We start from the raw sequence: 23,720 nt of genomic DNA, 5'->3' as shown, positions 1-23,720 counted from the left end.
ACGAGAATTTAGATATTATCTATAAGCTGAGATATAGCATCTAACTCTTCAAATGTAAGTTCTTCATCAGAAAAATCACTAGGTGTTTTTTCTGCATCTGTCTTTCCGGCACAATGATTGATAACGGCTTTTAGCCATTCCTCATATTGCCTAATTACATTTTCAATAGTCTTATAATGAAATTTTTGAGAATCATAGCTTACTTGAACTGTTAATTGACCTGAAGTGATAAAACCATTGAAGTCCAGTCCGTTTGAAAAATGATTAATCGGGCTTACTTGAAAACCCATTGGCATCGTAGAATGCGTCTGGGTGCCTTCGGCTTCAAACCTTCCAAGATAATTAAAGCTTATCTCCGGTTTTCTCTTTCCTTGCCATTTGAACACCCTTTTATCAGAAAGGTATTGAAGTATCCCATATCCAGCCCCTTTATTTGGTATTTTCCGCAATGTTTCTTTTACTTCTTTAATAACACCGCCAAGATCACTTGAAGATACATCAAATACTACTGGAAACATACTTGTAAACCAACCAACCGTCCTACTTAGATCTGCTCCTTCTATGAGATCTTCGCGGCCATGTCCCTCCAGGTTGACTGCCATCCTATTTTCTCCTGTCCATTCCTGAACTGTTAGAGCAAGTGCCGCAAGAAGGAGGTCATTAATTTCAGTCTGGTAAGCCCGATGGGCTTCTGTCAGAAGCTGGTGTGTTTCTTTTTCGTCAAGGCTGAAATGCAGAGCTTCTATTTTACTGAAGCTTCCATCGTTTTCCCTGTCCTTCGGCAGGGGAGCCACTTTCATAGATTCGACACCTTCCCAGTACGGAATCTCTTTTTGTATAGCCCTGCCCCTTGCATACTCAGACAGCCCACTTGCCCAAGCACGGTAAGAGGTGGTCTTCGGTGGAAGAACTTCTCCTTTCTCATATAGACGATGGAAATCCTCCAGAAGAATCCTCCAGGATACTCCGTCCACCACAAGATGATGAATAATAATTAATAGATAACTTCCTACATCAGTCTCAAAAATCCCCAGTTTTATCAGCAGACCTTCTGCGAGATTAAGACTAGCTTGGAGATAGTTTGCTTCTTTCTCAATTAAAGGTTTTGCATCTGTTACTCCCCTAAAGTCAAATCGCTGAAGAGTAAAATCAATAGCTTCCGTCCCCCGACTGTACTGCTTCGAAGAAGAATAAACCATTCGGAGCGCATCATGATGCACGCAAAGTTTGCGGAAAGCTTCCATCACCGCTTCACAATTCCACTCTTCCTCTTGGAACAGCATCATAGATTGGTTAAAGTGTTCTGGTATAGGAAACTGCTGTTCAAAAAACCAATGCTGTATCGGAGTCAGAGGTACATCACCCTGAATTAGGCCTTGCTCTGCAGATGCGGCTGCAAACCGAATATATGGAACAAGCTCGTATACTGTTGGATTTTTAAACAAGTCTTTCATCTCGAATTTCAATCCATGCTCGTTCAGCCTAGCTGCAATTTGGATCGCTTTAATGGAGTCTCCTCCCAATTCAAAAAAGTTATCATGAATGCCAACTCGTTCTGTCCGGAGTACTTCCTCCCATACAGATGCTAAGAGCTTTTCCCTATCTGATAGAGGTGCCGAGTACTCTTCCCTGATTGGCACCGCACTTATCGGCTCGGGCAGTGCTTTTTTGTCAATTTTTCCGTTAGAAGTGAGTGGGAAGGATTCGACCTCAACAAAATATGAAGGAATCATATAGTCAGGCAAAGTTTCTTTTAAATGGTACCTGATTGCTGAAACAGTCCAGTCAGATTTCGTAATAAGGTAAGCACATAGATAAAATTGAGCCTTTTCATCTCTATTGACTACAACAGTTACATCAGCAACAGCACTGTGTGACAACAGCCTATTTTCAACCTCTCCTAATTCAATCCGGTGTCCCCTAATCTTCACCTGTTGATCAATCCTCCCCAGGTACTCAAGGTTTCCATCTGGCATCCAACGGACAAGATCCCCCGTCTTATAGATCTGATCGCCAGGCACGAAAGGATTCTCCACAAAACGCTCTTCTGTCAAGTCCGGTCGATTCAGATATCCGTGGGAGACTCCGTCTCCTCCAATAGATAGCTCTCCAGGAATCCCTTCCGGCTGAAGCTGACCGCTAGGACTTAAAACATAAGCCGATGTGTTACTGATTGGCTTCCCAATCGGCACCGTATGGAGGTTAATCATAGACTCCGTGACAGGGCAGGCCGTGGCAAACACTGTTGTTTCGGTTGGTCCGTATACGTGAATGAGCCTGTCTTCTCCCATTGCCCTCAATGCTTTTCGCACATGTTTGACTGACACCATTTCACCGCCAAACAGGAGCTTTCGCAGCCCTTTTAGACTTTCAAGATCCACATCCACAAGCGTGTTGAATAGCGCTGTTGTCATGAACGAAATTGTTACCTGTTCTTCTTGGATTAGACGTGAGAGCCGGAGGGCATCTCCAACCATTTCCTTCGGAACGAGCACCAACCGCGCTCCATGAAGAAGTGATGCATAAATATCAAAGGTAGAACCGTCAAATGCATAATTGGACAACTGAAGGAACCGGTCAGTTTCTTTCACTTCCAAATAGCCGTTGTTGATGATCGTCCGGATGACATTCCGATGGGTAGTCAGATTTCCTTTCGGTTTCCCAGTAGATCCTGAAGTATAGACAATATAAGCCAGGTCTTCTGGTCCGGAAGTCCTCCCTAGATTGGAAGAATCCCTTTCCTCTAAAGCTTCCTTAATTGTAAGAACCTTCCCTTCATAGGTGTCCGGAAGAACGCCTCCGTGAAGAATTACAAGTTCGGTTCCGCTGTCATCAATCATATATTGAATCCGTTCCGCCGGATAACCTGGATCGATTGGAAGGTAAGCAGCACCAGATTTAAGAATGCCCAGTATGCCTGCAATCATTTCAAACGAACGCTCCGTGAGAAGTCCAACTGTCTGCCCTCTCTTTACTCCCTGTTTTACTAGGCTATGTGCGATTTGGTTAGCCATTCCATTTAGCTCTTGATAGCTAAGCTTCCTGTCTTCGAATATCAGCGCCACATTATCTGGATTTTTCGCTACTTGCTTTTCAAAAAGCTCCTGCAGTGATTTATCCTTTGGATAATGTTTCATAATATCGTTCTTTAACAGCAGCTGTTTCTTTTCTTTTTCTGTTAACAGTTCCATATCATCCAATAGACAATCTGGATTACTAATGATTTGTTGCAAAATATGATTATAATGGTTAGCCATTTTTTTAATGGTTATTTCTTTAAAGAGACTAGATTTATACTCTACTGTAAACTGGAGTGTTTCCTTTTCCACAAATACCCAGGTCATATCAAACTTTGAAATAGACCAGTTCCATTTATAAGGATGTAAATGAAGTCCAGGTATTTCAACTTGGTTATCTATATTCTGCAAAGTAAACATAGTATCGAATAATGGATTTCTGTCCAGAGTTCTGGAAATATCCAACTGTTCAATGAGTTCTTCGATAGGCATATCTGCATTTTCAAAAGCATTCAATACTTCACGCTTAACTTGTGATAGAAATTCCTGAAAAGATTTATTCCCTGCTGATTTATTCCGAATTACTAATGAGTTGACGAACATACCAACAACCGGTTCTAATTCTGCATGCGGTCTCCCCGCTATTGGCGTCCCAATCAATATATCATCTTGGTTTGTATATTTTGAGAGTAAAACATGATAAGCAGCTAGTAGAATCATATACAATGTTGTGCCATCGTCATTTGAGAAGGCATCCTTTAGTTTTGCAAGCTCACCAGCAGACACTTCAAAGTTTAGTGTCTTCCCCTCAAAGTTTTGTACTTTTGGCCGTTTATAATCCGTGGATAGCTCTAATACAGGTAGTTCTCCTGACAGGCGTTCAAGCCAGTAGGATTTCTGCTTTTTCAGGTGCTCCTGCTGAGCTATTTCACGTTGCCAGCCCACATAATCTTTATATTGAACCGCTATTTCTGGAAGTACCTCCCCTTGATACAGAAGAGAGAAATCTTCTAAAAGCACAGCCACTGAAATACCATCTGAAATGATGTGATGCATATCTAACATCAAAATGAAGCGGTTATCCTTTAGTTTTACAAGACTTGCTCGAAAGAGAGGAGCACAACTTAAATCAAAAGGCTGTATGAAAGACCTTATCAGTTCTGGCATTTCTCCTTCATCAGCATGCATAAAATCCATACTCCATTTAACTTCAGAATGAACTTTTTGAGTGAGCTCCTGCTTGTTCAAATGAAAAGAAGTTCGTAGTGACTCGTGCCTACTTATCAAGGACTTTAATGCAGAAGCCAATTGGTCGACATTTAAGTTTCCTTCTATCTCAATAATGGCCGGCATATTATAGTGAACTCCAGATTCTCTTCCCTCCAACTGATTTACAGCGAACATACGCCTTTGAGAAGAGGAAACTGGATAAAAAGGTTTTTCTTCCATTGGAAGAATAGATTTATACTGTATTTCTTTAGAATCATAAGTCAATCTGGTCATTTCCTTCAGAGTGGTCGAAGTGAATATCTCTCGTAGAGATACTGCTTTATTAAATTCCTTCTGAATCCTATGGACCAGAACAGATGCTTTTAGCGAGTGCCCGCCTAATTTGAAAAAATCATCTGTGCGACTGACATTTTCGATGCCGAGCAGTTCTTTCCAAATCTCAGCCATTTTTATTTCTCTTCCTACAGGTAGTTCGTAATCCGCTTGGAGATCTCTGTATACAAAAGGATTTGGGAGCGCTCTTTTATCAACCTTTCCATTTGTCGTAAGCGGTAGTTCTTTCAATCTTATAATGCTAGTAGGGATCATATACTCTGGTAATTTCCTTTTTAATTCCGTCTGTAGATCCTGTTCGGACCACTCTGCCTCTGACACTATATAGGCACATAAGTAGGATCCGTACTCGTGGCTATTTGCTGTTATCACGACAGCATTTTGGATATCCGGATTTTCAAGTATCCTAGCTTCAATTTCTCCTAGCTCTATCCGGTGTCCTCTCAATTTAACCTGCTCATCCATCCTTCCAAGATACTCAATATTTCCATCTGGTAACCAGCGTACCCAATCGCCCGTTCTATATAACGTTCCATTTCCAAAAGGATTTTTAACAAACCGCTCGGCCGTAAGACCTAGAAGATTCAGATACCCTTTTCCTACCCCTTCTCCTCCAATACATAATTCGCCAGGAACGCCAATAGGCTGAAGCTGGAGATATTGGTTTACTACATATAGAAAAGTATTATTTAAAGGCTTTCCAACTGGAACCGTTCCTGTAACCTTTACTGCCGAATCTACAGCATATGTTGCTGCAAAAACTGTCGTTTCAGTAGGCCCATATCCATTAATCAGCCGGTTTTCTCCAAGGTAGTCAAAAGCTTTACTTACATGTTTAACAGAGGCCTTCTCCCCACCAAAAATAATTTTCCTCATGCCTTTCAAACAGGAAAGTTCCAAGTCGACAAGCGCATTAAATAGGGCTGCCGTCATAAAGGAAACAGTAATATTCTCACTCTGGATATATCCCGACAGAGCTTTCATATCTAATGCCGTTTCCTGTGGAATCAATACAAGAGTTGCTCCATTCAGCAGAGCACTGTAAATATCGAATACAGATCCGTCAAACGCGTAATTAGAAAGCTGCAGTATTCGATCTGTATCTAAGATTTCAATATATCCGTTGTTTATAATTGTCTTAATAACATTTTGATGAGCAGTAAGATTTCCTTTAGGTTGTCCGGTCGATCCTGAAGTATAGATGATATAAGCTATATCCCCCGGCTCATTTTTATTCAATAGATTATGACTGGCTTCCCGAGCCCACGCTTTCTCACTAAGAATTAAGACCTGATCCATATAATCCTCTGGAATTAATTGCTCACTCTGTACTACTATGAATTCTGTTTGACTGTCTTTAAGCATATAGCGAACTCGTTCTGAAGGACTGCTTGGCTCAATTGGGACATATGTTCCTCCCGCTTTCAAAACCCCGAGCATGGCTACAATCATTTCAGCTGATCTTTCCAAGATAAGCCCTACTGTATGGCCGCGAGCGACTCCTCTTTTCTGCAGACTACGGGCCACTTGATTCGCCTGTTCGTTTAATTCTTTATAAGTTAATAGACATTTCTCCATTGAAATAGCAATTTGATCAGGAGCTTCAGCTGCTTTATCCTCAAAGATCTCATGAATCGTTTTAGATCTCGGATAGTGTTCCTTTCTTCCGCTGAACACCTCTACCAGAATATCGACTTCTTCTTTTCCAGCCAACTGAATATCAGCAATTGGCATCTCAGGACTGCTGATAATCTGCATAAGAATATGATTAAAGTGTCTTTGCATCCTTTCAATCGTTTCCCTTTTAAACAGGGCTGTACTGTATTCAATCGATACGGAAAGAGCATCATCCTCAATCACAATCCAGTTCAAATCAAATTTCGCATTTCTCCAGCTCCAGTTATATGGATGAATATGTAATCCTGGAATATTCAACTTAGCAGTATCCATATTCTGAAAAGTAAGCATAGTATCAAACAGAAGATTTCGATTCATCGAGCGGTGTCCACCTAACTGGTCTGCCAGCTCTTCGATTGGATAATCTGCATGTTCATAAGCTTGCAAAACATTCTGTTTTACTTCGCTTAAAAACTTTGAGAAAGTCCATTTATCATCAAGGACATTCCTCAATGGAATGGTATGGGCAAACATACCGACTATTCCTTCAGTATCAGCATGAGACCGTCCTGCAACCGCTGTGCCAATAGCAATTTCTTTCTGTCCTGTGTACTTTGACAGCATGACATGATAAGCCGCTAAAAACGTCATAAATAAAGTGGCTCCACGTTCGATTGATAAATTCTTTAGCTTCTGAATCAGATTAGGAGCTATCTCAAAGGTGCTAATCTCCCCCCTGTAATCCTTTTCCACAGATCTGCAGTAATCAGTCGGAATCTCAAGTATAGGCATTTCCTTCTGAAAAATATCTGTCCAGAAAGATTTCTGTTTATGGAGACGCTCTTTTTGAGTCGCACTCTGCATCCAGACAGCATAATCTTTATATTGAAGCGGAATCTCTGGAAGCTGATTCCCCATATACAGTTCTGCTAGTTCCTGCATAAGAATGCTCATGGAGATTCCGTCAGTAATGATATGATGCATATCAATCATTAGTAGGTGGCGTCTGCTGCTCAACTTGATGATGCCTGCTCTTATCAAAGGAACTTTAGTAAGGTCAAAAGGCTGTATAAAAGAAGCTATAACTCGTTCAACCGCATCTTCTGTACACTCCGTGATTCTTAGACTAAAATCAGCTTTTTGATGTACTTTCTGCACAATCTCTCCTTCTCTTGCAATGACTGTTGTGCGTAGTGACTCATGCCTTTGAATCAGAGACATAAAAGCTTGATTCAATTGTTGCAAATCCAAATTACCGTGAATTTCAAATACACCAGGGACGTTATAACTTGTATTTTTTTGGTGCTCTTCAAGCTGTTCTACCAAATAAATTCTTTTTTGGGAGGATGTCGCTGGGTAATAATCACTTACCTTTACAGACGAAATTCGGTCAAAAGTGCCTTTCTGGTTGCTCTGTATATAATCAGCCAGCTCTTTTACTGTCGGTCGCGAAAATATCACTTTGAGAGGCAACTCGACTTTAAGCTCTTTATGTAGACGCGAGGCGAGTAGCGTGGCCCTGAGTGAATGTCCGCCAAGCTCGAAAAAGTTATCATGAAGGCTCACTTTCTCGACATCGAGTATATCCTGCCAAATCTCTGCTATTGTTTTTTCTGTCTCTGTTTCTGGATCCTTATATAGTTCTATCACGCTGCTAGGAGCAGGCAGGCTACCTTTGTCCACCTTCCCATTTGAGGTGAGTGGAATTTCATCCAGCTGCACAAATCTTGCAGGAATCATGAAACTAGGAAGCTTTTCCTGTAAAAATTTCTTCAACGCTACAGTTTCTACTTCCAATTCAGCCACATAATAAGCATATAAGTAAGATCCATTCGATCCTTCTCCTTTTAAAGCTACTACACAGTTTTGTATGTCAGGATATTCAGCTAGCCTAGCCTCTATCTCGCTTAGTTCTATTCTATGTCCACGAAGTTTCACCTGTTGATCCAATCTCCCCAGGCATTCCAAAGTCCCATTAGGTAGCCAGCGTACTAAGTCACCAGTTTTATATACCTTACCTTCACCGAAAGGATTATTTATAAAGAATTTGTTTGTAAGCTCATTTTGGTTTAAATAGCCTTTACCGACTCCATCTCCGCCTATATATAATTCCCCAGGAACACCCATTGGTTGAAGATGGCCAGAGCGGCTTACAACATACAGCTGTGTATTATTCATTGGACGGCCTATAGGAATACAATCTAAGGAATTTACTTTATGATCAGCTTCATACGTAACAGCAAATACCGTTGTTTCCGTTGGACCATAACCATTAATTATCCGGTTATCTCCTAGATAATTGACTGCTTTGCGAACATGTTTTACAGAAGCCTTCTCGCCGCCCATCAGGACTTTTCTCAAGTTTTTCAAACAAGATATCTGCTCATCTACAATTACATTAAACAATGCGGTAGGCATAAAAGATATCGTAATATTCTCCTCTTCCATTAACCTTGCAATTTCCTTAAGATCGCTAGCAGCTTTGTTTGGAGCAAGCACGAGTCTAGCTCCATTCAACAAGGCACTGTATATATCAAACACGGAACCATCAAAAGCGTAATTCGCTAACTGGAGAAGCCGATCGTCCGTTTTAATTTCAATATAGCCGTTATTTTTTACTGTTTTAATGACGTTACGGTGGGAAATCTGGCAACCTTTCGGTCTCCCAGTGGTACCAGATGTGTAAATAATATAAGCTGTGTCATCTAGTACATTTTCCTTTGCAAGGTCATCCTTCCCTTCCTGCATCCATTCGCCTTCTTCTAAAACAAGAGCATGGCCTTTAAAGAAATGAGGAATTAGCTTTTGTACCTGAACGACTAAATGATCCGTACCACTGTCCTCCAGCATATACTGAATTCGATCTGAAGGATATGAAGGATCGATAGGAAGATACGCACCGCCAGTTTTTAAAATACCAAGCATGCTGATTATCATTTCTGCCGAACGGTCCATCAGAAGAGCAACTGTCTTTCCTCGAGATACTCCCAACTTTTGTAGATGTTTAGCTATCTGGTTTGCTTTTTCATTTACTTCTCTGTAGGTAATAGACCGCTCTCCGAACACTAGAGCTATCTGTTCAGGCAAGTGTTTTGCCTGTTCTTCAAATAACTCAGAAAGCACTTTATCCTTCGGATAATCCGTAGTAGTCTGGTTCCACTTCTCAAATATTTTTAGTTCTTCCTCTGTAGCAAGACTAATGTTTCCAATGACAGTAGAAGGAGATTCTACTGCCACCTGGGCCAACTTCTCGAGATAAACAGGCAGTCTTTTAATGAGCTCTTTAGGATAGACAGCTCCGTTATATGTTATTTTTCCGTTTAACTCTTCACCTGCATGAAGCTGAATAACCAATTCGTAGTTTGTCTGCTCAAAAGCTGTAACTCCGGTTATTCTAAATCCTAGTTTAGGATCACCATTCACCCCAGACGAGTCCATTGGATAATTCTCAAATGCAAAAATATGATCAAATATTGGCCCTTGTGCTGCTTTCACTGATTGAATATCCGCCAGAGAAATAAAGTCATAGTTTTTCGCCTCTAATGAAGCACCCTGCACCTGACTAAGGGCCCCGACAACCGTCTCATCATCTGACGCTGAAATCCGGACAGGGATGGTGTTTATAAACAACCCAACAATCTTTTCTACTTCAGAAATATTTGACGGCCTTCCAGATACCACTGAGCCAAAGACAACATCATCAATATCATTCAACTTCTGAAGTAGAATTCCCCATAAGGTCTGGATAAGAATGTTTAATGTCACATGCTGTGATATAGCCAACTCTTTCAGCTTCCTTGTCAATACTGAATTTAATCTGAAATGAAGTTCTTCCCTTCTATATTCACTTGATAGATTGGACTTTTTATAGGGGATCCCCGACAGATTCTGATATCCATTTAAATATCCAGCCCAGAAAGCCTTTGCTTCTTCTTCATTCTGCTCTTCCAGCCACCGTATATAAGCACTAAACGGCATTGATTTCTCATTTTGGTTTGATTGGCCGTGCTGCTGACATCTATACTCCTCAAACAGTTCCTTAAGCAATAATCCGATGCTCCAGCCGTCCAATATAATATGATGAAAGCTCAACAGAATCTGATATGTAGCGTCTCCTGTCCGAATTACCACCATCCGAAAAAGGAGATCCCGGGAAAGATCAAATCCTCTTTCCCGGTCCTTACGCTTTAAGTTCATCAGAAAATCATGCTGTGCACTTTTGCTTAGGTAGGATATATCCTCTACTTGAACAGATGTTTTTCTGCTTTTTAGAACGAGCTGTGTCGGCTCCTTTACTTTTGAATACAAAAAGACTGTACGTAAAACATCATGTTTTTCAACGATTCTATTCAAACTAACTTCAAGATGTTTTACGTTAAGATTTCCTTCTACCTCCATCGTCATCTGCTCAAAATAAGCATGGTCCTTTGGATGATTTAAACAATGAAATAGTATCCCATGCTGCATCGGAGATAGTCGGTATAGGTCTTTTACGTTTTTTTTATTAAACACACCCTATAACCCCCAATGTAATATAATTTAATCCTTCTCTTCAAAGACCTCAAAAATATCGTCTAAATCACTTGTGGTCAATTTGGTCATACTGAAGTCGCTTGGAGTCCTCTCTGTTTCTTCCTTACTTTCACAATGTTTAATCAATAGAGTCAGATAATGTATGAAACGCTCTCCAAAGGATTTTATGCTGCTGCTATAAAAGCTCCTCTGATCATAAAGCAATATCATTCTTAGCTGCTGCCCAGAAACATAACTGTTCATTTGAATAGGATAAGGATTCTCATTAATCATACTAATCTGTTTCCCAATTGGCATGTTAAATATCTCATGGTTAAACTGACCTAAGTAATTAAAGCTGATTTCTGGTTTGAGACTAAATTTAAAGTCCATATCGTTTTCAAGAGCCAAATATTTAATCACTCCATACCCCGCACCTTTATTTGGTATATCGCGAAGATTTTCTTTAACCTCTTTGATTACTGAAGAAAAATGGTCTGAGTCTAGTTCAAAAACAACCGGGAACATACTTGTAAACCATCCCACTGTTCTGCTTAAATTTACTTTTTCTAACAGATCTTCTCGACCATGGCCTTCTAAGGTAACGGCCATGCTGTTCTTGCCAGTCCACTCTTTAACCGCGAGAACAAGTGCAGCAAGCAAAAGATCATTTATCTCTGTCTGATAGGCCCGATGAGCATCTGTTAAAAGGATTTTAGTTTCTTCTTCACCCAGACAGAATTCTTCTAATTGAGTATTCCCGTAGATAGAAGCCCCTGTAACACTTTGATCTTTTGGAAGAGGCGGGACAATTTTCGACTCTAATTTTCTCCAATAAGGAATCTCCTTTTGAAGCTTTTGGCTCTTTGCGTATTTATATAGCTCTTTCGCCCAAGATTGATATGAAGTCGTTTTAGCAGGGAGAACTGATCCTCCTTCATCATATAGATACGAAAAGTCCTCCAAAATAATACGCCATGAAACACCGTCAACAACCAGATGATGGATGACTATCAGAAGGTAACTACCTTCTTCGGTATTGAAGATAGCAAGTCTTACAAGCGGCCCCTCTGAAAGGTTAAGGCTGCCCTGTATCCGTGTTGCTTCCTTCTCTATCAAGGCCTCTGCATTCTCTGCTCCATAAAACTCCAGCACTTCAATCGTTAAATCTATACCTTCCAGTCCTCTGTTATACTGTGAAAAACCTTCAAGTGAGAAAGCCATGCGAAGGGCATCATGGTGCTCACAAATCTTCTGCATGCTATCCTTTACGGCTATAGGATTCCAACGCTTTTTCCGGAAAAGCATCATGGATTGATTAAAGTGTCCTACTTCATGATATTGCTGAGAAAAAAACCATTTCTGCACTGGCGTGAGCGGAACATTCCCCTCAATCAATCCTTGTTCCTCATCAGCCTGGCTAGACTGTAAATAAGGGATCAAATCCGATATAGAAGGATTCTTAAACAAGTCCTTCATATCGAATTTCAACCGATGTTCATGAAGTTTTGCCGAAATCTGAATGGCTTTAATTGAATCTCCTCCTAGTTCAAAGAAATTATCATGGATACCAACAGCCTCAATCCGTAGGACCTCTTGCCAAGTTTGAGCCATTATTTTCTCCATTTCTGTTTTAGGTGCAGTGTAATTCTCAGCGCTCTTCTTTAATTTCGGCTCAGGTAGTGCTGTGTAATCAAGTTTTCCGTTTAATGTGAGCGGAAAAGAGTCTAGCTCGACAAAAAAAGCAGGTATCATATATTCTGGTAGAGTTCTCAATAAATGAGCCCGTAGCTCCGAAACGCTCCATTCTTTGTTTGAGATCAAATACGCACAGAGGTTCAAGTTTCCGTCCTCAGTTTTTCTTGAAGAAACAATAACTTCTTCAATTGAAGGATGAGCCAATAAGCAAGCTTCAATCTCACCCAGTTCGATTCGGTAACCCCTTATCTTGACTTGGGAATCCTTCCTTCCTAAATATTCTAAATTTCCGTCTGGAAGCCAACGAGCGAGATCTCCTGTCCGATACATTCTTTGTCCAATCTCAAAAGGATTTGTCATAAACTTCTGACATGTCAACTCTTCCATGTTTAGGTAACCCCTTGCAACTCCTGTACCGGAGATGTAGAGTTCGCCTGGTACTCCTGCTGGTAGGAGATTCATTTGATTATCGAGTACATAAGCTTTTGTAAGTTCTAAAGGTGCTCCTATATTGCTGATGTAAGATGTTTCAGCTGGATTCATCACTTTATATGTGGCATAAACTGCTGTTTCAGTTGGGCCGTACATATTAATAATCTGTGTATCAGGATAAACCTGTCTCCATTGCTCTAGCTGGTTAGGATATAAAGCTTCTCCGGCCAGCATAACTTTCCTTATCTTCAAGTTGTAGAAAGTTCTATTAAGTTCCGCAGACATTGGAACGAAGGAAGACGGTGTCTGACACATAATAGTTACCTTCTCTTTTTCCATAATCGTTAGAAGCTTTTCTGGGCTTCTGCTGTCCATTTGAGATATTACAACCAGCTTTCCTCCCCTCAGCAAAGAACCGAAGATTTCCCATACTGAGACGTCGAAACAATAGGAATGAAAGAATAGCCATATATCTTCTTCATCAAAATCAAATATTTTATTTTGATTACAGAAAAGACGCACTGCATTCCTATGCTCCACCATTACTCCCTTTGGCTTTCCTGTGGAACCTGAGGTATATATCAGATACGATAAATCTTCTGCTGAAGCAGTTTCACTCAGATTATGAACTTCAAAAGATGTAGCTAGAATATCATCAATCTTCAAAATACTCCCATTAAATTCTGTAGGAACACATGTAGAATTAGTACAGACTAAAACCTTTGATCTGCTGTCATTGAGCATGTACAATATTCTATCCTCAGGATAGCTCGGATCAATCGGCATATAGGCTGCACCCGCTTTTAACACCCCTAAGATGGCTACAATCATGTCAATGGACTTTTCGAATAACAACCCTACAATCTGATTTTTTCCGATCCCTTTATTCCTTAAAGCTCTGGCCAGCTGATTTGAACGTGCATTAAGAGCTCTATATGTGATCCGCTCGTTGCCAGAAACAATTGCAACTTTGTTAGGGCTTTTATTCACCTGCTGCTCAAACAAGCCATGCAGCGTTTCAACTTTCGCCTGCTGAAACCCGGTCTGATTAAACTTTATAAGAACCTCCTGTTTTTCACTTTCTGTAGCCAGTTGGATATGGCCAATCAGGATATCCGGATTTTTTAGAATCTGATCAAGAATATGAATGTAATGGGTAGCCATTCTTTCCACAGATTGTTTTTTAAACAGACTAGTGCTGTATTCTACCGACAAACGGAGATTTTCAGTTTCATCTATAACCCAGCTAAGGTCGAATTTTGATGTATCCATTTCTAACTGCATTACGTTAAGTTGTAGTCCATCATGATTCGTTTGAAATTTCTCCATGTTCTGAAGAATGAACATTGTATCAAACAAAGGATTTCGATTTAACACACGTTGAATCCCCAGTTTTTCGACCAATTCTTCAAATGGATATCCACTATGTTCTTGTGCAAGAAGCACCTCATTTTTCACCTGATTTAAAAATTCGCTAAATGATTGTCCAGCATTTGATTTATGACGTAGCGCCAGAGTATTGACAAACATGCCGACTACTTTTTCCGTGTCTGAGTGAGAACGCCCTGCAATCGGTGAACCAATCACAATATCATCCTGGCCTGTATACTTATGAAGAAGAACATGATAGGCTGCCAGCATAGTCATGTAAAGAGTCACATCTGATTGAGAAGAAAAAAGTTTAATCCTTTCCGTAAACGCTCTACTAAAATCCATCTGCAGCAAATCACCGTCGAACTTCTGTACCTGTGGTCTCGAATAATCAGTATGCATATCCAGCACAGGAATTTCGCCTTCAAAACGTTTTTTCCAGAAAATCTCTTGACGCTTTAAGGAGTCAACTTGACTCTGTTGCCAAACCGCATAATCCTTATATTGGATAGTCGCCTCTTGAAGCTCCCGTCCGTGATAGAGATCATAGAACTCCTGAAGCAGTATATTTACAGATATTCCATCTGAAATGATGTGATGAAAATCAATCATGAGTATATGCGATTCAGCATTAATCTGTACTAACTGTGACCTTAATAGAGGGGCACAGCTTAAATCGAATGGTCGAATAAACTCTTTTTTAAGAATATCAATATTTGGATCCTGCGCAATGACATGCACCAGAGGCCAATCCAAATTATCATGAATTTTTTGTACAAGCTGTTCTTCTTTGAAGTGGAATGATGTCCTTAAAATTTCATGTCGTTGAATTAGACAGTTTAATGATTCTTGAACCTTTTCAAGTTCCAGCTTCCCATCTACTTTTAACAGTATTGGAATATTATAATGAGTTCCCTTTTCCTCCATCATCTGCAAAACATAAATTCGTTTCTGCGCAAAAGAAACAGGATAGTACTCTTTTTCGGTAGTACGCCTAATTGCCTCAAAAGAGCTTTGAGACTGCTCATCGATATGTTGAGCCAGCTTTTTAACTGTTGGGAAACTAAAAATTCGCTTCAGACTTACTTCTATTCTCATAATTTTATGAATTCTGGCTGAAAGAATCGTAGCTTTAAGAGAGTGTCCTCCAAGTTCAAAAAAATTATCATTCAGGCTTACCTGCTCTACCTGCAAGATTTCCTTAAATATTTCGGCCAGCGCCTTCTCTGTGTCCGTGACAGGTTCTACATAAAGCTTTGTTCCCTTATCTTTACTTCTTTCTGCAGGAAGCCTATTTTTATCCACTTTTCCATTTGGAGTAAGCGGAAGCTCCTCCAGATAGAAAAAATGAGTTGGAATCATGTAAGCTGGCAAGTGTTCTGCCAGATACTCGCGCAAAGAAGCTTCCAATACCTCTCCCTTCCAGACGATATAGGCACAAAGGTAAGAATGCCTCTGACTGTCTATTTTCATAGTGGCCGCCGCCTCGCGGACTGCTGGAAATTCTTTTAGTCGACTTTCAATTTCTCCAAGCTCAATTCGGTGACCTCTGACTTTCACTTGTTGGTCTATTCTTCCCAAGTACTCAAGGTTTCCATCTGGCATCCAGCGGACAAGATCCCCCGTCTTATAAATCCGCTCGCCCGGCACAAAAGGATTTTCAATAAAACGCTCTTCTGTCAAGTCAGACTGGTTCAGATATCCAAGGGAGACTCCATCCCCGCCAATTGCCAGTTCCCCTGGCACTCCTTCCGGCTGTAGATAACCGCTACGACTGAGAATATACACTGACGTATTACTAATCGGCTTCCCAATCGGCACCGTATGGAGGTCAACCATAGACTCCGTGACAGGGCAGGCCGTGGCAAACACTGTTGTTTCGGTTGGTCCGTATACGTGAATGAGCCTGTCTTCTCCCATTGCCCTCAATGCTTTTCGCACATGTTTGACTGACACCATTTCGCCACCAAACAGAAGCTTTCGTAGCCCCTTTAAGCTTTCAAGGTCCACATCCACAAGCGTGTTGAATAGCGCTGTTGTCATGAACGAAATTGTTACCTGTTCTTCTTGGATTAGACGCGAGAGCCGGAGGGCATCTCCAACCGTTTCCTTCGGAACAAGCACCAGCCGAGCTCCATGAAGAAGAGATGCATAAATATCAAAGGTAGAACCGTCAAATGCATAATTGGACAACTGAAGGAACGTGTCTGTTTCTTTCACTTCCAAATAGCCGTTGTTGATGATCGTCCGGATGACATTCCGATGGGTAGTCAGATTTCCTTTCGGTTTCCCAGTAGATCCTGAAGTATAGACAATATAAGCCAGGTCTTCTGGTCCGGAAATCCTACCTAGATTGGACGAATCGCTTTCCTCTAAAGCTTCCTCAATTGTAAGGGTCTTCCCTTCATAGGTGTACGGAAGAACGCCTCCGTGAAGAATTACAAGTTCGGCTCCGCTGTCATCAATCATATATTGAATCCGTTCCGCCGGATAACCTGGATCGATTGGAAGGTAAGCAGCACCAGATTTAAGAATGCCCAGTATGCCTGCAATCATTTCAAACGAACGCTCCGTGAGAAGTCCGACCGTCTGGCCTCTCTTTACTCCCTGCTTTACCAAGCTACGTGCAATCTGGTTAGCCATTCCGTTGAGTTCCTTGTATGTGAGAACCTTATTTTCAAACACCAAAGCGACATTTTTAGGCGCTTTCGCTGCTTGTCCTTCAAAAAGTTGAGTTACAGTACGATCTTTCGGAAAGTCCACCGAAGTTTCATTAAACCGTTTAAGTAATTTGTCTATTTCCGCGTGTTCCAAAAGAGCAAGGGTGGAAATTTTACTTTGAATATCTTCAGAAAGCGCCTCTAAAATAAATTGAAAATACCTTAATAACCTTTTTAAGACAATCTCTGAGAAACCAGACACCACTCTTATTTCAAATCGGTCGAATGTGGTTGACACGGAAAAATCAAATAATGTATTCGTCTTCTCATAACTATTAACCCCATATGATAAAGGAGAACCTTCCAACCCGTTATACACATGAAAATCTACAAAGTTAAAAACGGCATCAAAAATAGGATTTTCATTTACTTCTGTTCTCCCTATCAGCTCAGCAATTTTTCTAAAAGGAAAACGACCTTTGCTCTTTAAATCCACATGCTTACGGTGGACTTTCGTAAGCAGTGATTGCCATGTTCCAGATTCATCTATCTCTATGCGAAAAGGTATTGTATTCAGGAAACAACCAAGTACCTTCTCTGCATCCTGTGTAACTGGCCTCGCATTCTCAATCAAACCTATCGTCAAATCATTTTCATAGGTAATCATCCGCATCATAAACAGATAGGCTGTTAAGCAAAGTGTCTTTAGAGTCGTTCCTTCTTCCCTAGCAACTTTCTTCAATCTCTGCAGTAGGTCAGGGTTGAGCTCCATAATATAAGCTTCCACTTCCTGCTCAGCCCCATATGGAAGTTCAAGCCTTTTAAACTCTGACAGCTCCTGCTGCCAGTAGGTCGTTAGGTCTTCTTGCTGTGAAACAACCATCTGATCCACTACATAATCCTTATAGCTACTCTTCAGTCCTACCAATTCCACAGGGCCGATTTTCAACCTGAAATATACATCTACCAACGCTGTCATAAACGAGGCCACACTCCAGCCATCCATAATGGCATGATGGACTATCCAAGCAAAAGTGACCTGACGATTGTTTAACCTATATACACGAAGCCTCCAAAGGGGGCCCTCTTTTAGCTCAAACGGATTCTGACGATCTTCCAAAAGAGAATGCTCAATAAAATCCTCCTGCTCCTTTTCTGTATATACTGATAGGTCATGCTCTATAATATCGACTGGAACTGACTGGTAGACAACTTGAAGAGGCACAGGTCCTTCATCTAAGAAAAAGCACGTTCGTAAAATTTCATGTTTATTCATTAATAAGGTCATAGCTTCAGTTAATTTTCCCACTTCAAATGAAGCATCCTCCAGCTGATAAACAAGTTGGTCATGATAAAGCGCCTTTTCTGAATTTCTCATAGAATAAAAAACCATTCCCTGCTGGATATCACTCATTGGATACACATCTACTACCTCATGGGCTAGGGAAGTGTGTTCCTCAAGGAACCTGTTTTTCAGATCCTGTAGTTCTTTTCTTTTTTCTATACGTTTACGTTCTTCTTCCAGTGAAACATTTTGTATACCAGCATACGCGACTAACTCTTTTATAGTTGGATGTTCATACAAATCCTTGATCTGAATAGTCCAGTCCATTTTCCTGTTCATAAGACTAATCAATCCGATGGCTTTGATAGAGTCTCCCCCCAGATTGAAAAAGCTGTCACTTATGCCAAGGGAGGTACCTAAAAACTCTTCCCAAATAGACCGCACACGGCCTTCCAGCGGATTCCGGGGCTCCTCATGGATAGTGCCTTTCACTTCTGGGGCCGGAAGCCTGTGACGGTCTACCTTACCATTGGCAGTGAGCGGCATCATTTCAAGCTGAATAAAATAAGAAGGAACCATATAAGACGGAACTTTTTTAGCTAAATCCGCTCGAAGCTCCAAAGTACTCAATTCCTCTTCCGCCGTATAGTAGGCGGCCAAAACTTGCCCTCGTTCCTCTTCGAAGGCTTGTACAAAAATTTCTCTGATTCCACTACAAAGAAGTAGCTGGGTTTCAACCTCTCCTAATTCAATGCGGTGCCCACGGATTTTGACCTGGTCATCCATTCTTCCAAGGTATTCCAGGTTTCCATCTTCCAGCCATCGGGCCAGGTCACCTGTTTTGTACATCCGCTCTCCTGGTTGAAACGGATTTTCAACAAAGCGCTCTTCCGTTAGCTCTGGACGATTCCAATAACCTCTAGCCACACCTTCCCCGGCAACATACATTTCACCGCCAATTCCAACGGGCAGGAGGTTCTTTTGTCCATCCAGCACATACACCTGAAGAGTGGGAATCGGTTTTCCAATATTGCTGATGTTAGTCTCGATTTCTTTTTCAGTAATTTCCTTGTACGTAACATGAACAGTCGTTTCCGTAATCCCGTACATATTAATCAACTGAGTAGAAGGATAGGCTACTTTCCAGTCCTTCAGCTGTAGAGGGGACAGCTTTTCGCCCCCAAAAATAACCTTACGGACCGGCATCTCGGCTGGCTTCATCTTTTTCATCTGGTGGGAAAGATGATAAAATGCCGTAGGCGTCTGATTCAAGATGGTCACTTTCTCTTTGAGGAGCAGCTCAGCAAAAGCCTCAGGATCCCGGGCCACAAAAGATGGAACAAGAACTAGCCGGCCTCCATACAATAAGGCACCGTACATTTCCCAAACTGAAAAATCAAAACAATAGGAGTGGAACAATGTCCAAACATCTTCTTCCGAGAAATCAAAGAGATTCTGATCGTTAAACAAGAGACGTATCACGTTCCGGTGCTCCACCATGACCCCTTTCGGCTGTCCAGTAGATCCCGAGGTATAGATGATATAAGCCAAATCATCCGGACCAGCTTCCACCTCCAGATCCGAAGGATCCTCTTTCTCCCATTCCCGTTTCCAAAGCTCCAGTACCTGTCCGGAATAATGGGCGGGAATGTCTTCTGCATACTGGACGATCAGCTTCTCGGCCCCGCTATCTTCAAGCATATAGCGGATTCTTTCCTCCGGGTAATCCGGATCAATCGGAAGATAAGCTGCACCCGCCTTTAATATACCGAGGATACTTATAATCATCTCGGGTGAACGATCGACTAGAAGGCCTACTATCTGTTCGCGACCTACCCCCTGCTTGTGAAGAAGGCGGGCCACTTGGTTAGATTTTCTATGTAGTTCACCATACGACAAACAATCTTCTCCCAGAGTTAAAGCAATCTTGTCTGGTGCCTTAGTAGCCTGTTCTACAAAAAGACTTATCAATGTTTTTTCCTGAGGGTAATCAACTTTCTGGTTATTAAACTGATGCAGAAGAGAAAATGTTTCCTCATTTTCGAGAAGCTGTTCATTCCTAAACCGCTGATCTAAATTATCAATCAAAATGTATAAAGCACGTTCAAAATAGCCTAAAAGTCTTTTAATAATTAAATCCGAAAAAGAAGAAACAATCCTGATTTCAAATTGATTTAGAGTTGTAGAAATTGAAAAATCAAATAAAGTATTGGTTTTTTCATAACTCTCTTTTCTAGGGGTTATGGAATGCTTCTTGATATTTTCATATGTGTGAAAGTCTATGAAATTAAATAAAATATCAAAAACAGGGTTATCCAAAGCACTTGAAGCACCTATAGCTTCTGATATTCTTTTAAACGAAAGACGTCCGAATTTTTTCTTATCAATTTGTTTTTTATGAACTTTTCTTAATAGCGTCTCCCAAGTCTCTTCTTTATCTATAGAAATCCTAAAAGGAATTGTGTTTAAAAAACAACCGAGCATTTTTTCAGCATCCTCAGTAACCGGCCTTGCGTTCTCAACCAAACCTATAGTTATATCACTTTCAAACGTGATCAACTTCATTACAGAGAGGTAGGCAGTCAGGCAAATTGTTCTTATAGTAGTCTTCTCTTTTTTAGCAACTCGTTTAAGTTGTTGAAGAAGTTCAGGATTTAGCACTTTAGTAGTTGTTTTAGTTTCCTGTGTAGCTTCAAATGGAAGTTGAAGCCTCTTAAAATCTTTCAACTCCTTCTGCCAGTAAGTCGTTAGATCTTCCTGCTGGGAAACAACCATCTGGTCTACTATATAATCCTTATAGCTGCTCTTCAGTTGAGACAGTTCTACAGAACCAGTTTTCAACTTGAAATATACGCCTACTAACTCCGTCATAAAAGAGGCGACACTCCAGCCATCCATAATGGCATGATGGACTATCCAAGCAAAAGCGACCTGACGGTCGTTTAACCTATACACCCGAAGCCTCCAAAGGGGATCCTCTTTTAGCTCAAACGGATTCTGACGATCTTCCAAAAGAGAACGCTCAATAAAATCTTCCTGCTCTTTTTCTGTATATACTGATAGATCATGCTCTATAATATCGACTGGAACTGACTGGTAGACAACTTGAAGAGGCACAGATCCTTCATCTAAGAAAAAGCCCGTTCGTAAAATTTCATGTTTATTCATTAATAAGGTCATAGCTTCAGTTAATTTTTCCACTTCAAATGAAGCATCCTCTAGCTGATAAACAAGTTGGTCATGATAAAACGCTTCTTCTGGATATTTCAAAGAATAAAAAACCATTCCCTGCTGGATATCACTCATTGGATACACATCAACCACTTTATAAGCTAAAGAGACGTGCTCCGTAAGGAACCTACTCTTCGAATCCTGCAATTCTTTTCTTTTTTCTATTCGTTCCTCTTCCAGTGAAAAACTTTGTGTACCGGCATACGCGACTAGCTCTTTTATAGTTGGATATTCATACAAATCTTTAATCTGAATAGCCCAGTCCATTTTCCTATTCATAAAACTAATCAATCCGATGGCTTTGATAGAGTCTCCGCCCAGATTGAAAAAGCTGTCACTTACACCAAGAGAGGTACCTAAAAACTCTTCCCAGATAGACCGTACACGGCCTTCCAGCGGATTCCGGGGCTCCTCATGGATAACACCTTTCATTTTCGGAGCCGGAAGCCTGTGGCGATCCACCTTACCATTGGAAGTGAGTGGCATCATTTCAAGCTGAATGAAATAAGAAGGAACCATATAAAATGGAACTCTTTTGGCCAATTCCATCCGGAGTCCCGAAGGACTCAATTCCTCTTCGGCTGTATAATAGGCAGCCAAAGCTTGTCCCTGTTCCTCTTCAAAAGCTTGTACAAAAACTTCTCTAATTCCGCTACAGAGAAGTAGCTGGGTCTCAACCTCTCCTAATTCGATCCGGTGGCCGCGGATTTTAACCTGGTCATCCATTCTTCCAAGGTACTCCAGATTTCCATCTTCCAGCCACCGGGCCAAGTCGCCTGTTTTGTACATCCGCTCTCCCGGCTGGAACGGATTTTCGACAAAGCGCTCTTCCGTTAAATCCGGCCGGTTCAAATAACCTCTGGTCACACCTTCCCCGGCCACATACATTTCACCACCAACTCCAATAGGTAGGAGGTTCTTCTGGCTACCCAGCACATACACTTGAAGGGTAGGAATCGGCTTTCCAATATTGCTGATGTTAGTCTCAATTTCTTTTTCAGTGATTTCCTTATACGTGACATGAACAGTCGTTTCCGTAATCCCGTACATATTAATCAACTGTGTGGAAGGATAGGCCGCTTTCCAGTCCTTCAGCTGTAGAGGGGATAGCTTTTCACCCCCAAAAATGACTTTGCGGACAGGCATCTCGGCCGGCTTTAGCTTTTTCATCTGGTGAGAAAGCTGATAAAACGCCGTAGGCGTCTGGTTCAAGATGGTCACCTTCTCTTTAAGTAGAAGCTCGGCAAAAGCCTCCGGATCACGAGCCACAAAAGATGGAACAAGAACTAATCGGCCTCCATACAACAGGGCGCCATACATTTCCCAAACCGAAAAATCAAAACAATAGGAGTGGAACAATGTCCAAACATCTTTTTCTGAGAAATCAAAGAGACTCTGATCGTTAAACAAGAGACGTATCACGTTCCGGTGCTCCACCATGACTCCTTTCGGCTGTCCAGTAGATCCCGAGGTATAGATGATATAAGCCAAGTCTTCCGGACCAGCTTCCGCTTCCAGATCCGAAGGATCTTCTTTCTCCCATTCCCGTTTCCAAAGCCCCAGTACCTGTCCGGAATAATGAGCGGGAACGTCTTCTGCATACTGGACGATCAGCTTCTCGGCTCCGCTGTCATCAAGCATATAGCGGATTCTTTCCTCCGGGTAATCCGGATCAATCGGAAGATAAGCTGCACCCGCCTTTAATATACCGAGGATACCTACAATCATCTCAACCGAACGATTAACCAGGAGGCCCACTACCTGTTCGCGGCCTGCCCCCTGTTTCTGAAGAAGGCGAGCCACTTGGTTGGATTTTCTATGCAGTTCACTATAAGACAGGTTATCTTTTCCTATTGTCAAGGCGATCCTGTCTGGTGTCTTCATAGCTTGCTCATGGAAAAGATCTACAATTGTTTTTTTTCGCGGGTATTCCGCCATGGTATTATTGAAATCTACTAATAACTTCTGTTTCTCCACGTTTGATACAATACTAATTTCCGAGAGTTTAATTTTCGACAACCCCTTCCATTAACCTTTTATAATATTCAAGAAAACGGTAAATAGTTTCTTCTCCTAAAAGAGCAGTGTTGTATTCCAGTCTTAGTAAAAAAGAATTTCCCAGTGATAAATATGTAAAAGAAAATCAAATTTGGATGTATAATTACTTTCAACTTACAAACTAATCTGCAGATCACCAATTTTGTAATAATCAATGAGTTCATTTTGATAAATGAACATCGTCTGAAATGATGGTGATATACTGCGGCTTAGCCTGTATAGAGATGCAGCAGAAATGAATAAAGAATAAATTTGTAAACATAAGGTGTAACATTT

At 41.1% G+C, this 23,720-nt stretch carries 2 protein-coding genes; both read right to left on the bottom strand.

Going from position 1 to position 23,720, the window contains the following annotated elements; translation table 11 throughout:
• Positions 1-8 precede the first annotated feature (8 nt).
• Positions 9-10,709 carry a non-ribosomal peptide synthetase gene (locus tag MHH71_RS18115; protein ID WP_327844009.1) on the bottom strand — a complete coding sequence of 3,567 codons (10,701 nt, stop codon included), beginning with the start codon at positions 10,707-10,709 and terminating at the stop codon, positions 9-11.
• 27 nt (positions 10,710-10,736) lie between these two features.
• Positions 10,737-23,405 carry an amino acid adenylation domain-containing protein gene (locus tag MHH71_RS18110; RefSeq protein ID WP_340724650.1) on the bottom strand — a complete coding sequence of 4,223 codons (12,669 nt, stop codon included), beginning with the start codon at positions 23,403-23,405 and terminating at the stop codon, positions 10,737-10,739.
• Between the last annotated feature and the right edge of the window lie 315 nt (positions 23,406-23,720).

Source organism: Bacillus sp. FSL H8-0534, from assembly GCF_038005885.1.
GTDB classification, from domain to species: Bacteria; Bacillota; Bacilli; order Bacillales; family Bacillaceae_G; genus Bacillus_A; species Bacillus_A pseudomycoides.
The sequence above is the reverse complement of the archived record's forward strand: the minus strand, read 5'-3'. Positions and strand labels throughout refer to the sequence as shown.